Annotated in this window: 11 protein-coding genes, 1 tRNA gene and 1 pseudogene; 7 read left to right on the top strand and 6 right to left on the bottom strand. The window is 50.8% G+C overall.

The window, feature by feature from the left end; all coding sequences use genetic code 11:
• Positions 1 to 75 precede the first annotated feature (75 nt).
• Both H6G45_RS12215 and H6G45_RS12220 read left to right on the top strand, forming a co-directional pair.
• Positions 76 to 543 (top strand): hypothetical protein, encoded by a 468-nt coding sequence (locus H6G45_RS12215; protein WP_190598696.1) that lies wholly within the window; start codon positions 76 to 78, stop codon positions 541 to 543.
• 80 nt (positions 544 to 623) lie between these two features.
• Positions 624 to 2,228, top strand: a complete 1,605-nt coding sequence (locus H6G45_RS12220; RefSeq protein ID WP_190598697.1) for a radical SAM protein — start codon at positions 624 to 626, stop codon at positions 2,226 to 2,228.
• A gap of 15 nt (positions 2,229 to 2,243) precedes the next feature.
• Here the strand turns inward: H6G45_RS12220 and aroA are convergent, their stop codons facing one another.
• The gene (gene aroA / locus H6G45_RS12225; RefSeq protein ID WP_190598698.1) at positions 2,244 to 3,587 is read right to left on the bottom strand and encodes a 3-phosphoshikimate 1-carboxyvinyltransferase; all 1,344 of its coding nucleotides are present in this window, start codon (positions 3,585 to 3,587) and stop codon (positions 2,244 to 2,246) included.
• 107 nt (positions 3,588 to 3,694) lie between these two features.
• Between aroA and H6G45_RS12230 the strand changes: the two genes are divergently transcribed.
• Positions 3,695 to 4,141, top strand: a complete 447-nt coding sequence (locus tag H6G45_RS12230) for a hypothetical protein (RefSeq protein ID WP_242018154.1) — start codon at positions 3,695 to 3,697, stop codon at positions 4,139 to 4,141.
• Between the two features lie 220 nt (positions 4,142 to 4,361).
• Positions 4,362 to 4,433 (top strand) — tRNA-Gln (locus H6G45_RS12235).
• Between the two features lie 62 nt (positions 4,434 to 4,495).
• Here the strand turns inward: H6G45_RS12235 and H6G45_RS12240 are convergent.
• Positions 4,496 to 4,822 carry a hypothetical protein gene (locus H6G45_RS12240; RefSeq protein WP_199309739.1) on the bottom strand — a complete coding sequence of 109 codons (327 nt, stop codon included), beginning with the start codon at positions 4,820 to 4,822 and terminating at the stop codon, positions 4,496 to 4,498.
• 276 nt (positions 4,823 to 5,098) lie between these two features.
• On the opposite strand from H6G45_RS12240, the gene H6G45_RS12245 reads away from it, so the two are divergent.
• Positions 5,099 to 5,923, top strand: coding sequence for a photosystem II manganese-stabilizing polypeptide (locus H6G45_RS12245; RefSeq protein WP_190598699.1), 825 nt, complete (start codon positions 5,099 to 5,101; stop codon positions 5,921 to 5,923).
• Between the two features lie 137 nt (positions 5,924 to 6,060).
• On the opposite strand, the gene H6G45_RS12250 is transcribed toward H6G45_RS12245, so the two are convergent.
• Positions 6,061 to 7,746: a DUF697 domain-containing protein gene (locus H6G45_RS12250; protein WP_190598700.1), complete on the bottom strand. Its 1,686-nt coding sequence runs from the start codon at positions 7,744 to 7,746 to the stop codon at positions 6,061 to 6,063.
• A 225-nt stretch (positions 7,747 to 7,971) separates the two neighbouring features.
• Here H6G45_RS12250 and H6G45_RS12255 point away from each other — a divergent pair, with 225 nt between their 5' ends.
• A complete protein-coding gene (locus H6G45_RS12255; RefSeq protein WP_242018155.1) occupies positions 7,972 to 9,885 on the top strand; it encodes a PP2C family protein-serine/threonine phosphatase in 1,914 nt (637 codons plus the stop codon).
• 48 nt (positions 9,886 to 9,933) lie between these two features.
• Here the strand turns inward: H6G45_RS12255 and H6G45_RS12260 are convergent, their stop codons facing one another.
• Positions 9,934 to 10,530, bottom strand: coding sequence for a rhomboid family intramembrane serine protease (locus H6G45_RS12260; protein WP_190598701.1), 597 nt, complete (start codon positions 10,528 to 10,530; stop codon positions 9,934 to 9,936).
• Between the two features lie 103 nt (positions 10,531 to 10,633).
• Between H6G45_RS12260 and H6G45_RS12265 the strand changes: the two genes are divergently transcribed.
• Positions 10,634 to 13,753: a DEAD/DEAH box helicase gene (locus tag H6G45_RS12265; RefSeq protein ID WP_190598702.1), complete on the top strand. Its 3,120-nt coding sequence runs from the start codon at positions 10,634 to 10,636 to the stop codon at positions 13,751 to 13,753.
• A gap of 127 nt (positions 13,754 to 13,880) precedes the next feature.
• Here H6G45_RS12265 and apcB read toward each other — a convergent pair whose 3' ends face one another.
• Together apcB and H6G45_RS12275 are read right to left on the bottom strand one after the other, a co-directional pair.
• A complete protein-coding gene (apcB, locus tag H6G45_RS12270) occupies positions 13,881 to 14,390 on the bottom strand; it encodes an allophycocyanin subunit beta (RefSeq protein ID WP_190598703.1) in 510 nt (169 codons plus the stop codon).
• Between the two features lie 191 nt (positions 14,391 to 14,581).
• Positions 14,582 to 15,752: pseudogene (locus tag H6G45_RS12275) on the bottom strand (chromate transporter).
• Between the last annotated feature and the right edge of the window lie 66 nt (positions 15,753 to 15,818).

Raw genomic sequence — 15,818 nt, forward strand, 5'->3', positions numbered from 1 at the left:
TATGCTGAAGCAGAATCTTGTTTGCCATTCCATGGCTGAACAGCCTGATTTTTCTCTCCTCACCCGTCAAGTTTTATGTTGACCCACCACCGTCGTCCGGTTTGCCTATCGCTCATTTCCACTGATTTGCCCATTCTTTCCACCCTGGAGACCGCCGCTACCCTCTACCAAAAGGATTTGAACCGCTTTCATCTCCTACTGCACCAAGAGCAGGAGCAAAGTCCCGGCAGGGACCAACAAGGGCCATCCACAGCTCAGTTACTGTGGTTAGAACTCTCTCCCCGGCGCATTGTGCTGACTCGCCAGGGCAATAGTCAATTTTCCTATCGTCATTTTTGGGAGCAGGGAGTTTATGGCATTAGCCGCTATTGGCTCAATGAGCAGGAAAGACACCTGAGCGATTCCTTCCAGTTACGGAATTACACTAGGGACATTACCTTACAGGGGTCCCCATTACCGGAATTTTTGCGGGTGGAATATGAACTCTGGGCCGCCCAGGAGTGCTTAGGCCATTATGTGTTGCATTTGGAAATTTACCATTAAGTCCCCTAACTCCTAATCCCCTGGCGATCGCCTTGGCTATATTTTTGATCCGCCATTGATTCAACTAAGTATTCTGATTTATGCACCAAGCCCAGGCCGAAAGGCTACTGTTTACCCCTGCTTCCCCCCAAGCTGATGCAGTACCGTTAATTTTTGCCTTTCCCAATATTTATAGTGTGGGCATTACCAGTTTGGGCTACCAAGTGATTTGGTCAACCTTGGCCCAACGGTCTGATGTGCAGGTGAGTCGCCTTTTCACCGATGCCCAAGAAACGTTACCCCGATCGCCGGAGTTGCTTGGTTTTTCTTTTTCCTGGGAGTTGGACTACAGCAACATTTTGACCCTGTTGGAACAGTTGCAGATTCCCCTGCTGGCTAAGGAGCGGGGCCCTGGGGAGCCGTTAGTATTTGGGGGCGGCCCGGTCCTGACAGCTAACCCGGAACCCTTTGCCGACTTTTTTGACCTCATTTTGCTTGGGGATGGGGAAAATTTAATCCCAGATTTCATTGATGGCTACCAGGCAATACGGTCCTGTTCCAGGGAGGACAAACTGGAGAAGCTGGCCCAAATTCCCGGCATTTATGTGCCCAGTTTGTACGAGGTGAGTTACGAATCCGCTGAGGGAAAAATTAGTCACATCCACCCCAGCGCCACCGCCATTCCGGCCCAGGTTAGCAAGCAAACCTACCGGGGCAATGTCCTCTCTGCTTCGACAGTAGTGACGGAAAAAGCCGCTTGGGAAAATATTTTCATGGTGGAAGTGGTACGCAGTTGCCCCGAAATGTGTCGCTTTTGCCTCGCTAGTTATTTGACGTTGCCCTTTCGGCCGGCGGATACGGAAAAGTCTTTACTGCCGGCCATTGAACGGGGTTTGCAGGTGAGCGATCGCCTGGGATTATTGGGAGCTTCGGTCACTCAACATCCGGAATTTGGCCAATTGTTAGATTACCTAGGCAAACCCGAATTTGACCACGTACGGCTCAGCATTGCCTCGGTACGAACCAATACGGTGGATGAAAAATTAGCCCAAACCTTAGCTAAGCGGGGCACCAAATCCCTGACCATTGCCATTGAAAGTGGCTCGGAAAAGTTACGGCAAATTATCAATAAAAAACTGACTAACGAGGAAATTCTCACTGCCGCCCAACGGGCCCAGGCGGGGGGATTACAGGGACTAAAATTCTACGGCATGGTAGGGGTGCCGGGGGAAACCATCGAGGACGTGGAAGCAACGGTAGCTTTATTAAAACAGGTGAAAAAAGTCGCCCCCGGTTTACGCCTCACCTTTGGCTGTAGCACTTTTGTACCCAAGGCTCACACCCCTTTCCAATGGTATGGGGTCAACCCAGAAGCCAAACAGCGTCTGCAATTTTTACAGAAAAATCTGCGTCCCTTAGGCATTGATTTTCGCCCCGAAAGTTATAACTGGTCAGTGATGCAGGCTCTAATTTCCCGTGGCGATCGCCGTTTGGCCCCATTACTTCTACTCACTCGCCATTACGGAGACACGTTGGGCAGTTTTAAGCGGGCCTTTAAGGAATTGAAGGGACAATTGCCGAGCTTAACGGATACGGTCCATGCAGATTGGTTAATCACAGATCAACTCCCCTGGCAACATTTACTGGGCCCTTTGCCCCAAACCACCTTGGTAAAACATTTACAAACCGCCCAGGAATTTTTTTGATTCTTTTAAGCCTATTTATCCTTGGGCAACTTCCCCCAGGGTGGCAAAAAACTCTGGATAGGAAATAGCGGCCGCTTCCGCCCGGTTCAGGATTGTTTGTCCCCCACTACCCAAAGCGGCGATCGCCAAAGCCATGGCAATGCGATGATCCGTCAAGCTATCCACCTCTGCCCCCTGTAACGGGATTCCCCCCTGAATTTCCAGCCCATCAGCAAATTCGGTGACCTTGGCCCCCATTTTGCCCAACTCCGAAGCAATGGCCGCCAGGCGATCGCTCTCTTTCACCCTCAATTCTGCGGCATCTTCAATGCGGGTAGTGCCCTCTGCAAAGGCCGCCGCCACCGCCAAAATGGGAATTTCATCAATCAGTCGAGGAATAATCTCACCGCCAAAGGTACAGCCCCGGAGACGGCTGGATCTAACCCGCAAGTCCGCCACCGGCTCCCCCGTTACCAACCGTTCATTTTCCGGGGTAATGTCCGCCCCCATCTGGGCCAATACTTCCAATACCCCGGTGCGGGTGGGGTTAATGCCCACATTTTCCACCAACAATTCCGACCCAGGCAAAATGGACGCCGCCACCAACCAAAAAGCCGCGGAGCTAATGTCCCCTGGCACCACCACCCGTTGCCCAGTCAAATGCGCCGGGCCGTGGACAGTGACGCTATGGATTGCCGAATCAATGGTTAACTTAGCTCCAAAGGCCTGCAACATTCGTTCACTATGGTCCCGGGACAAGGCCGGTTCCGTGACAGTGGTGTCCCCCTCAGTGGTTAACCCTGCTAGTAACAGGCAGGACTTCACCTGGGCTGAAGCAATGGGGGAATGGTAATGGATTGGTTTTAATTGGCTACCCTGTACTGCTAAAGGGGCAAACTTGCCGTTATTCCTGGCCCAAATTTTTGCCCCCATTTGTTGCAAGGGTTGAATTACCCTCGACATGGGTCTTTGCCGGAGGGAATCATCCCCAGTGACGGTGAATAGACAATCCCTTTGCCCGGCCAGTAAGCCCAACATTAATCTCATGGTGGTGCCAGAGTTACCAGCGTCCAAAACGGTACTTGGTTCCTGCAACTGTCCCAGACCCCGACCTTGAACGATAATTTTTTCTGAATTCAGTTCGCTGATTTGCGCTCCCATGGCCCGAAAACAATGGGCCGTACTACGGGGATCTTCCCCCAACAATAGTCCTTCGATGATTGTTTCTCCGGTGGCGATCGCCCCTAACATTAAGGCTCGATGGGAAATGGACTTATCCCCAGGTACCCGCAGGCGGCCGGTCAAAGCTACCCCCTGGGCAGGAGGATTAATGGTTAAACGTTGGTGGAATTGATAATTGTTGAGGGAAAGCAGGGCCATGGAGGGGACAAATTAGAGGCAGGGAAGACCAAGCTAAATTGTATTGGCATTTCTGCCCCCCGCCAAATTTTCCTGGGTTGGTCAGGGAAGCAAAAAACATCGTTACCATGGTTAGTGGAAAGGCGAACAGTTTGTTAATCTTGACAGGCGATCGCCTAGGAACCATTGCCAGACCAGAGGCCAAACCCATGAAATCCCATTTTTCTTCCCCGTGGAAATTAGTTCTGCTTGCCGGCACCGCTTTTGTGCTTGGTTCTCCCAGCAGCGTTGCAGCCCAATCCTATAACCCAGTGGAACCCTTCCCCGAAGACCTACCAGCCACGGGCAATATTAACGACCTCGATGGCCTACAGGAACGTCAAGTAGAAGATTGGTTCCCCGAGCAAAATACGGGGACTGATTCCCAAACCTTGTTGGAAATTAACACCACCAACACCCCTCCCTTGAGTGTCAATGACCGCAGTAGTCAAATCAAAGAAGAAAATGATTGGCAGCGAAGCTCTTCTGGGGAACCCAAGCAAACAGGTTCTGGTTTTCCCCTCGGTACTTTTTAGTTGATCAGTAGTAGGGCATTGTCTCCCCGTAATTGCGGGAGGCAGCCCGTTTTCCTTAACTCCCGTCGCCTTTTCTTCCCCCATCCATCTGACCATGTAGCAATTGTTCTTCCCCCAGGGGCCCTAGACCAAAATCATTGTTCCCGCTCCGGCCGCAAATTTTTCAGGGGAGCTTGACAGAACTCGGAATGGTGCTGGTAGAATAACAAAGGTTAATCAATGGGGTGTAGCCAAGTGGTAAGGCAGCGGGTTTTGGTCCCGCCATTCCTAGGTTCGAATCCTAGCACCCCAGTTCTAATAAGGTTCAGACTTTTTCCTCCTTCCCCACGTTGCCGTTACCCCAGGGGGGTGAGTTTAATCTAGTTCCCCCAGGGACTCCACCTCCTGCTCCAGGCTTTCCTGTAAATTCTTGATGAAATGACTCAGCTTACCCCGTTCAATGTAGGGCCAGCCACCACTTTCTTCTATGTCTCTCAGTAGGCCATATAAACCCCGACGGGTATTGGGCAAGGCCGGTTCAAAATAGTCGATGCGAATGCGACGGTGGAGAGATTCCAAAACCCTGAGGAGCTGTAGCAAACGGTCATGGTCGTCCTGGTAATCTTCCGCCAGGGCCTCGGTGGTGGTCATGAGGGCTTCTAACTCAGGAGTTAGACATAATTTTTGGTTGATCGATTCCATTGATTCCAATAAAGCTCAGTTAGGCAGATGGGCTGTTCGCAAACAAACACCAACCCAAATGATAGTGGTTTGTGGACAAGGCCTTGCTCTGACCCCCTGGGGAAATGTCCCTTCCGGCGAGATGACTGGTAAGGTAACGAAAGTTTGGTAGAGTGGATCTCGTTAAAATATGCCTATTTTGTCCATAATCCCTAGGGTTGCATCCGTGTAAGTCTGGAGCCGGACAAGGCCTGAAAAAGACAAAAAATTTGAGATTGACTTAAGCGAGGTTAAACCATGAGGTTTCGTCCGTCTATTGTGGCTTTGCTTTCAGTCTGCTTTGGACTACTAACGTTTTTATATAGCGGCAGTGCCTTTGCGGTTGATAAGAGCCAGCTTACCTACGATGACATTCTAAATACGGGCCTAGCTAACGTTTGCCCTGAAATTTCTTCCTTCACCAGAGGCACCATCGAGGTGGAACCAAATAGTAAATATTTTGTTTCCGACTTCTGCATGGAGCCCCAGGAGTACTTTGTTAAGGAAGAACCCGTTAATAAACGCCAAAAGCCTGAATACGTTAAAGGTAAGGTTCTGACCCGTCAAACCACCAGCCTGGAACAGATCCGGGGCACCATTGCCGTGGCCGCCGATGGCACGCTGACTTTTAAAGAAAAAGACGGGATTGATTTCCAACCGATTACGGTGTTGTTACCCGGTGGTGAAGAGGTACCTTTCTTTTTCACAGTGAAAAGTTTTACTGGCACCACAGAGCCCGGTTTCACTTCCATCAACAGTTCCACGGATTTTGTCGGCGATTTCAATGTGCCTTCCTACCGGGGGGCTGGTTTCCTAGATCCCAAGGCCCGGGGTCTGTACACTGGCTATGACAACGCAGTGGCTCTGCCTTCAGCGGCGGATAACTTCAGCACCAATAAGAAGGAAACTCCCCTGGGTAAAGGTACCCTTTCCTTGCAGGTAACCCAAGTGGACGGTTCCACTGGGGAAATTGCCGGTATTTTTGAAAGTGAACAGCCTTCCGACACTGATTTGGGTGCGAAGGAACCCCTCGATGTGAAAGTCCGGGGTATTTTCTACGGTCGGGTTGATACCGATGCTTAATTTTTGCTTTGGTAGCTGACTGGTTTTAGTCGGTTACTTTGACGAGCTGAATGATTTGGCGATCGCCGTTGGGGTGGTCGTCTTTTTTATGTGTTTATAATTTTTACAATTCTTCTGCCATGGCCGCCATGGGTTAATTACCAGTCATCCTGGCGTTGGGGTGGGGGGCTATGCCAATCGGCGTAGCGGGTACGGTAAACTTCCGGTTCTGGCAAAGTGGCTTCGATTAATTCTTCTTCCAGGGTGATTAAATTTTCTAGTTCTGGCAATGGTTCTAGCTGTTCTGGGGTATTTTCAACCGTCTCTTTACCCCAAAAATCTTCCAGGGGTTCCACTACTTTGGCGATCGCCTGTTTGACGAAGGCCTGAATGAATTCATCTTTGCGGCTGAGTTGAAATTGTTGTTCCACCACCTGGGCCACACCGCCATCGCCCCAATCCTGATCCTGACGGAAATATTGAATAAAACTTTTGCCAGCAATGCGGGTCAGATAAGCCGCTGTGACCCCCTGGATCGCTTTACCGATGATGTAGGTGGTGAGTTGCAACTGCATGGCCTGGGCCATCAACTCCACCGCTCCTTTGACAATGCCTAGCCCTACAAAGGTTTTGCCCAAGGAAATCGCCAATTCTTTGCCCCGATCGCCGTCAATTTCACAGCCATAGACCCGACCGATCTCCACTACCATCTGGGCATTGATGGCCGTAGTGGCCAACAAATCAATCACCGGCAGAGGCGTAACCGCAATGGCCCCGGCCCCAATCCACTGGTAACGGTCAATGATTTTCATCGCTTCCCGTTGCCGTTGTTGCTCGATAATTTGCCGGGCTTCCTCCCCTAGCCGTTGGGATTGCAACAGGATATTATCCGCCATCAAATCGTCCCCATCACTACGCAATACGGCGACTAAACGTTTGACCAAAGGCTCAATTTCCGGCTCTGGCCTCATCAGTAATCCCGGTTGAATGGCCACATCCTGGGGTCGGGCGGCGATCGCCAACACATCTTCCGGGGGAATAAAGGCTTTGACCCGTTGCCGGAGGGTTTGCAGTAAGATTTCTACCTCATCAGGGGGATATAAATCAGCTTTATTGAGAATTAGTAGAGATCTCTTGCCAATTTTAGCCAGGGCCCTGAGGGGTTCATATTCGGACTGGCGCAGGTCATTATCCACCACGAACAAAAGTAGGTCCGCCTCCGTGGCCAATTGCCGAGCCGCCGTTTCCCGTTCGGTACCGCGCACCCCCGCCTCCAAAATGCCCGGTGTATCGGTGATTTCCAAGTCCCGACTGACCCCATCCAGGTAAAGGTAATATTTCTCCCCGGCGATCGTGGTGCCCATGGTGGGGGCCACTTCCCCCTGAATTTGCCCCAATAAGGCATTAACCAAAGAGGTTTTGCCCGCCGCCCCTGTGCCAAATACCACCAGGTTCAAATTCCCCCGTTGCAACTGGGCTTCAATTAATCGGGTTTTTTCCAGCAAAGCTTTTTGAGCCACCTGGTCTTGAATTTGCTGCATCTGCCGCCGCACTGCTTGTAGATTGGCCGCCGCTGTTTCGTTTTTCTGCTCTGGTAATTTAATGCGTCGCCGTTTTTTAGCGGCAGTATCTTTGGGCTGGTTGGCTAGGTTGAAATAGTAAAAAAAAGTAGCAATTAACAGGGCCAGCACCCCAATCACTAGCAAAATGACAATATTGGCCAAAAAAGGAGAAGTCCAAGCCACCTGGGAGTAGAGCCTCAGAATGGCGTCAATGAGCCAAATCACCATCCCCAAAATGAAGCTCACAGCGAGGACAATGGTCAGTAAACGGGGCAGGGGCATGGGCAAAAAGGGAAAAATTCCAAGACAATGCTTGGCATTGAGCTTTGATCATAACAGTGGCAACGCAGTGCCTAGGAGTTGACGGAAACAAGGTTTGGCCATTGCTTTTCCCGAATGATAATCTCTCCAGGATTATGCTAGCGTTGGGAGCGGAAAGACCCTACTGTGGCTAGAGTTGCCCCTGGGTAGTCTTAGAAAGAGTTTTAAAAGGGTGTTGTTGCGGTGATGGAAAAAGTTATGGAGCCAGTAACTGTGGGCCAAAGGATGCTCAAACCAGCGGTGGGCTTGATTAATCGCTTACACTATCCCCAAAAGTTTGCCCTGATCAGTGTTTGCTTTTTGTTGCCCTTGGGTTTGGCTATTTTCCTGCTTCTGTCCGAAATTCAAGGTCAAATTCAGTTTGCCCAGCTAGAGCAACAGGGCTTGGCATACCTAGGTCCTCTGCAACAATTGCAACAAACGGTGCTGACAGAACCCCTCACGCCTTTGGAGTCAAGCCATTGGCAGTGCCCTGTGGAACATTTAGAACAAGTTCAGGACCGTTGGGGGCAAAAATTGCATACAGCAACGGATTATGTTGCCCTAGAAGAAGCTTTATCAACCAGGCGGAATAACAAGGAAACTAACCCCGAAGAAATTCTCCAGGCGATCGCCGTGCTGCGTAACAAAGTGGGAGACCAATCCAATCTCATTCTTGATCCGGATTTGGATAGTTATTACCTGATGGAAGCACTGTTGCTCAAATTACCCCAACTGCAAACGGATGTGGCCCAACTAGGTACTATCATTGCTTCCCACTCCGGCTCCGGCCTTTCCCCCACAGAAGAATCCCGATTGCTAGTGATTAAGGCCCAGTTGACCCAGCTCAGGGAAAGTTTGGTCAAAAACCTTGGGGTGGCCTTCACCCACAATGCTAATCAAAAACTACAACCGAGGGTAAGTAATGGTCTCCATGGTTTGGCCAACGCCCTAGAAGCATTGGATCGAAGTTTAACTAGGGTAATTTCAGGACAAACTAAGCTCGATGACCCGGCTTTAAGCCAGCAGAGCCAATGGAGTTTACTGAACAGTTTACATTTTTGGCGGATGCTCAGCCCAGAATTAGACCAACTACTGTCCGAGCGTATTCAACGGTTCCAGCAACGGCAATGGCTCCTTAGCACCTTTGTGTTGGCTACTCTGGCGATCGCCGCCTATTTATTTTGGGGATTCTATGCCAGCGTCATGGCTACCATCGCTAGTTTGAGCAGTGCAGCGGAAAAAATGGTGGCGGGCAGTCAAACTAAAGCGGTGGAATTACAAACCCAGGATGAAATGGCGGAAGTGGTCCACGCCTTTAACACGGTGGCCGATGCCCTCTGTCGCCTCATGGAAAAATTACAGGACGAAAATTTACGGCTAGAGGCGGAAATTGACATCACCCGCCAATTGCAACAGATGTTAATGCCTTCGGAACAGGAACTGGCAGCGGTGGCCGGCCTAGAAATTGCCGGTTTTATGGAATCGGCTACGGAGGTGGGGGGAGATTATTACGATGTGTTGCAAACTAATGGCCAAGTCAGAATTAGCATTGGTGACGTTACCGGGCACGATTTAGAAAGCAGTTTGGTGATGATTATGGCCCAAACGGCCCTGCGGACTTTGTTAGAACATGGGGTCACGGATCCGGTCAAACTGTTGAGCGCCATGAACCGCACCATCTATGAAAACACCAGACGCATGGGATCTTCTAAAAATATGACCTTAAGTTTGTTGCAATATGAAGCGGGGTTAATCCGTCTGAGTGGGCAACATGAGGAGGTGTTAATTATCCGCAGTAACGGGGAAACGGAACAGATTGACACGTTTGAGTTGGGCTTTCCCCTGGGTTTGGAACAGGATATTAGTGCCTTTGTGACAGAGCGGGAAATTAGTTTAAACAGTGGTGATTTGGCTGTGCTCTACACCGATGGCATCACCGAAGCGATGAATATTAAGAGGGAATTTTACGGCATAGAACGGTTGCAAACAGTACTTTCCCAGCATCGACACCAGACCCCAGCGGAAATCCGCCACCAGGCGATCGCCGATCTGAAGCATTTTTTGGGGGACCAACCCCAAGAGGATGATGTCACCCTATTAATTCTTAAGCAGAAGTAGTTCTGGGAAAGTTCAGGATCATTGTTAACCAATATTTTAAAAATCTCCCTAATTTTTGCTGTAGTAATGCTTTTCCCTGGCAATTAACCAAGCGGCGATCGCCCCACCGATGAAGCCGAATAGATGGCCCTGCCAAGAAACCCCCGGCCGACCGGGTAGTAAGCCCCAGAGAGCACTACCGTAGAGAACAAGGACAATGATGGAAAGCCCAATGGATGCCAGGTTTTTTTGGAACCAACCCCGCAGTAATAAAAATCCCAGGTAACCAAAAATCAGAATGCTGGCCCCCACGGTGACAGTGTTAGAGGGCGCAATCAACCAGACTCCCAAGCCCCCCACCACCATGGTGATCCCAGTCACAATCCAAAAGTCGCTCACTTCCTGGAGCATCACCAGCCAAGCCAAAATCACAAAGGGAACGCTATTGGCAATTAAATGACCGAAGTCGGCATGGAGAAAGGGGGCAAATAGGATTCCCCTCAGACCTTCCAAGGAGCGGGGATAAATGCCAAATTGATCCAGGCTGCCCCGAAAAACAAACGCATCCAAGATTTCCAGTAGCCAAAAAATGGCTAGAAAACTGACAATAATCGAGAACTGACTTTGCAGGGTGGCCCGCAAGGGAGTTTGGCGACTTTGGCTCATGGTGATCAAAAAGAGCGATGGCTGAGGTTAGGGGGACAGAGACCCATCCCTAATCAAGAATAACCAATCGCCATAGAATGGGACAGACCAGAAACTAGATCCTATGGCGACTATCCACGGTAATTGGCAACCTTCCCACGGGGAAAACGGCGGCAGACTGTTTCTTTGGGCGGATACCTGGGGTACTACCCTGCCAGAAACCACTGGCGATCGCCATCCCTTTGCGTTGGATGTACCGGCCTTGGTTCAGGCTTGGTCTAATGTGCCCCTGGCTTTTCCCCCAGCGGACAAGGTAACGGAGCAAACTTTAACGCTTCATTTACCAAGCCATTGTCAGCAAAAAATTCCCCTGCCCTTTGTTACAGGGCAAGACCCCGTGGCCATGGATGCGAAATACCTCCACTGGCGATCGTGGCAAATTACTGGGATGAGTTTGACCCCCAAGCAAACGTTAACGTTGCTGCAATCCATTCCCCTGGGAGGCCAGGTCCTAACCAGCTTGGGATCAGAATTTTATTTTTACGGTCAATTGCACCGCTGGTGTTTGGATTTAGTTCTGCGGGGCAAATTTGTGCCGGGGCTAGGGCAAATGGGGCAAGACGGCGGTTACTACGCTCAATGGATTCCCATCCTCGATAGCATCCAAGACCAAACCTATCTGGCCCAATTTACCCAGAGAGTCCCTCCCTGTGCCCTGGCCCTGACGCCCGAAACCGAAGCGGCTCAAGGGGTAGTGGTGGATTTACTCCAACAATTAGTCCAAGCCCAGATCGAGGTCACTAGTCCCGCCATTAGTAATGCCAAAGAAGCTTGGTTAAATGGTTGGCTCAAGGGCCTGACCCAGCCGGAGCAAACTTCCCTGGGTACGGGTAAAGCTCTGCAACGTTTAGCCACAACCCTGGACCATTGGTATCTGCCAGTCCAAGGTTATCTGGGGCAACAAAGCAACCAAGCCCTAGCCCAACGGCAATGGCGGGGTTCCCTGCGGTTACAGCCCCCGGTGGATGGTGCTGGCGGCATCTGGCAATTGGAATATGGTTTACAAGCCTTGGATGATGGAAAATTCTGGCTACCGGCCGCTGCCCTCTGGGCCATGACCGGCGATCGCCTAGTGTGGCAGGGCCGCAGAGTGGAGCAAGGAGCAGAAAGTTTACTGCGGGGCTTAGGAGTGGCGGCCCAAATCTATGAACCCATTGCCGACAGTTTGGCCCAACGCTGCCCCACAGGATGTGAACTAGATGCCATTCAAGCCTACGAATTTATCCTGGCGATCGGCCATCAGTTGCGGGACCGGGGACTGGGGGTAATCCTGCCGGCGGGGTTAGAACGGGGCGGCACCGCTAAACGCTTGGGGGTCAAGGTAGTGGGGGAAGTGCAACGGCAAAAAGGCCAGCGGCTCACCCTGCAAAGCTTAATTAACTATGACCTGCAATTGATGATGGGCACTGGGGACAATGCCCGCTTATTAACTAATGCAGACTTTGAAGGTTTGCTGGCCCAAAAATCTCCCCTGGTGGTGCTAGACGGGGAATGGATTACCCTGCAACCAGCGGACGTGCGGGCCGCCAAGGCCATTCTCCAGCAACAACAATCCGCCCCTCCCCTAACGGTGGAAGATGCCCTACGCCTCAGCATTGGCGATTTGCAGACCGTATCTAAGTTGCCAGTGACCCAATTTGCCGCTCGGGGCATGTTACAGGAGTTGATTGATACCCTCCGCAATCCCCAGGGAGTGGAGCCCATTGCTACCCCACCGGGTTTCCAGGGCACTCTGCGGCCTTACCAAGCTCGGGGTGTGGGTTGGTTAGCCTTTTTGGAGCGCTGGGGTCTGGGAGCTTGCTTGGCAGATGATATGGGTCTGGGCAAAACTCCTCAATTACTGGCTTTTTTGCTCCATTTAGCCGCTGAAGACATGCTAGTTAAGCCGGTGCTGATCGTTTGCCCTACGTCGGTAATGAGCAATTGGCAACACGAAATTAATAAGTTCGCCCCCCAGCTAAATACGGTTTTACACCATGGCGATCGCCGTAAAAAGGGACAACCTTTAGTCAAACAGGTCAAAGACCAGCAAATTGTTCTTACCAGTTATGCTTTGTTGCAACGGGACTTTAGCAGTTTGAAATTGGTGGACTGGCAGGGGGTGGTGCTGGACGAAGCCCAAAATATTAAAAATCCCCAGGCTAAACAATCCCAAGCGGCCCGGCAATTGCCAGCGGGTTTTCGCATTGCCTTAACGGGGACTCCGGTGGAAAATCGACTGACGGAACTCTGGTCAATTTTGGAATTTTTAAATCCCGGTTTCCTGGGCACCCAAAGCTTTTTCCAACGGCGCTTTGCCAACCCCATCGAAAAATTTGGCGATCGCCAGTCCCTGTTAATTTTGCGTAATTTGGTGCGACCGTTTATTTTGCGACGCCTGAAAACAGACCAAACTATTATCCAAGACCTGCCCGAAAAACAGGAAATGACCGTATTCTGTGACCTGTCCCAGCAGCAAGCCAATTTATATCAACAATTGGTGGAAGAGTCCCTCACGGCGATCGCCAACAGTGAAGGCATTCAACGCCACGGTTTAGTCCTCACCCTATTGACCAAGCTCAAACAGGTCTGTAACCATCCCGATTTATTGTTGAAAAAACCCGCCATTACCCACGGGCACCACTCCGGCAAACTGATCCGTCTGGCGGAAATGCTCGAAGAAATGATCAGCGAAGGCGATCGGGCATTAATTTTCACCCAATTTGCCAGTTGGGGCCATCTGCTCAAACCCTATCTGGAAAAACACTTTAACCAAGAGGTGCTTTATCTCCATGGAGGCACCCCCGCCGCCCAGCGACAAGCTCTGGTGGAAAGGTTCCAGCACGACCCCCACAGTCCCCATTTATTTATTCTCTCCCTCAAGGCTGGGGGCACAGGGCTTAACCTCACCAGGGCCAACCATGTGTTTCATGTGGACCGGTGGTGGAATCCGGCGGTGGAAAACCAAGCCACGGATCGGGCTTTTCGCATTGGCCAAACCCGCAACGTCCAAGTGCATAAATTTGTTTGCACAGGTACTTTGGAGGAAAAAATTAATGCCATGATGGCAGACAAACAACAGTTAGCGGAACAGACAGTGGATGCGGGGGAAAATTGGCTCACCCGTTTGGACACCGATAAGCTCCGTCAGTTATTAACCCTATCGGCTACCCCAGTGGATTACCAAGCTGAAACATCCGATTGATGAAAGCGAAAAAAATACAGTAGGGAAAATTCATCTCCTACTGTGGGCCTCCATTTAACTTGAGGTCGAGTTACTTATTTTGGTAAAGCAATTCTCTTGCGGAAATGCTTCCGAGGTTAAAAAGTTGCTACACAGAAACTTCGCTCAGTTCCCTGGTCATGTGGTCAAAGGGAGAAGCAATGAAATCTGCGGTGCTCAGATTGGCATCTTCCGCCATGGCTTCAATCATTTCCTTCATGATCTGAATGCCCCGCACCGTGGGCCCAATGGGTACTCCCAGGGAATTGTAGGTTTCCCGTAGTCCTTGCAGAACCCGCTCATCCAGCACGTTATTGTCCCCGGCAATGAGGGCATAACTGGCGTAGCGCAGGTAATAGTCCATATCCCGCAGGCAGGCGGAAAAACGACGGGTGGTGTAGGCATTACCACTGGGGCGGATTAGTTCGGGGATTTCTTCAAACAATTGGGCGGCGGCCCGTTTGACGATGGTGGCCGAATTAGCGTTAATCATGGCGGCGGCGGCAATCCTAGCCGCACCAGACTCAAAATAAGCTTTGAGCTCGTCCATGGCGTTCCGGTCTAGATAACGACCGGTCAAATCATAGCTTTTTATTAAAGTGGTAACCGCGTCTCGCATTTAAAAGGTTCTCCCAACGGCAGTTTATAGTTAAGGGGCTTGGGCAAGCCATTTTAGTTCTCCTACCTATCATTATTTCCGAGTGAACGCAAGTCAAGGGAGCCCTTACCCCTGCAATAAAACTACATATTTAGGCCGTCAGGGGCTTAAGTTTTTGCATTATTTTCTCGGCTAAATTAATGGCTAGGTCATTAAAGCATTGGCCAGCTTTGGCTAATTAAGCCCACCAATGCACCAAAGACCACTAACCAATGGGAACTGATGAAAAATCGTCCCAGGGTGATCGCCCCTAGCACCGCCAGGCCGATGGTCAAGGGATCAATAAGGGCAGAACGGGCTAAACCAATGGTAGTGACCACCATTAAACCCCAGGCACCGGCATTAACGCCATCCAGAAAAGCTCGGAAAATTAATGACTTTTGTAGGGTACTGACCCAGGGATTGACCAGGGCCACCAGCAAAAAAAATGCCCACCGTAGCGGCGATCGCCCCCGGGTTGCCCGCTAATAGATAACCGATAAAAGTGGCAGTGGTGAATAACGGACCAGGGGTAATTTGACCAATGGCGATCGCATCTAGCAATTGTTGGGAAGTTAGCCAGCCCAAACGATCCACTAGGTCAGCTTGCAAAAAGGCAAACAACACGTAACCGCCGCCATAAAGCAGACAACCGATTTTGAGGAAAATGCCAAACACAGACCAAGGGTTGGTGCCACTGACGGGTAACGCAGGGGAAGCATTGAGTTGACCCAAGGGCAAAAAGATCAGCGGTAAAGACTGGAGCCCTCCCCGCCCCATTTGGATCAATATCAGAGCTAAACCGGCCAGCAGTAACAGTAAGATTTCCGGTTGAGCCGAGACTGTGCCCACCATCACCAACACCGCCGCCCCGATGGTGAGGGGAGTTTTGAGTGCTTTCTGGCCTAGTTTCCATAAAGCTTGCCCGATCAGGGGAATAATCATGGGCTGAATGCCGTAAAGCATATTACCCACCGCTGGCACTGATTGGTAGTGAACATAGGCGATCGCCATTAACCAGACCACCACCATGGCCGGCAAAATGAAGGCAAATCCAGCAATAACCAAGCCGGCCCATATACCCCGTTCATAGCCCAGGTGAATGGCTAACTCGGTGGAATTAGGCCCGGGAATTAAATTGGTCACCCCGATCAAATCTAAAAATTTTTCGTGGCTGAGCCATTGCTGTTGCCGCACCACTTCCTCTTCCATCATGGCAGTGTGGGCCGCAGGGCCACCAAAGGAAAAAAGTCCTAACCGCAAAAATAAACAGGCCAACTGCTGCAACCGTTGCCGTTTTTGCGGCGGAGTTAAAGTTCCATAGTCCGCTTCGACGGTTTCCATCAAGGATTTATCCGCTGGCAAACAACATCCACCAGCTTAAGGCAATTTCCGTTACTCGCCCGATCG

The organism is Synechocystis sp. FACHB-383 (genome assembly GCF_014698605.1).
In the GTDB taxonomy this organism is placed as follows: Bacteria; Cyanobacteriota; Cyanobacteriia; order Cyanobacteriales; family Microcystaceae; genus Synechocystis; species Synechocystis salina.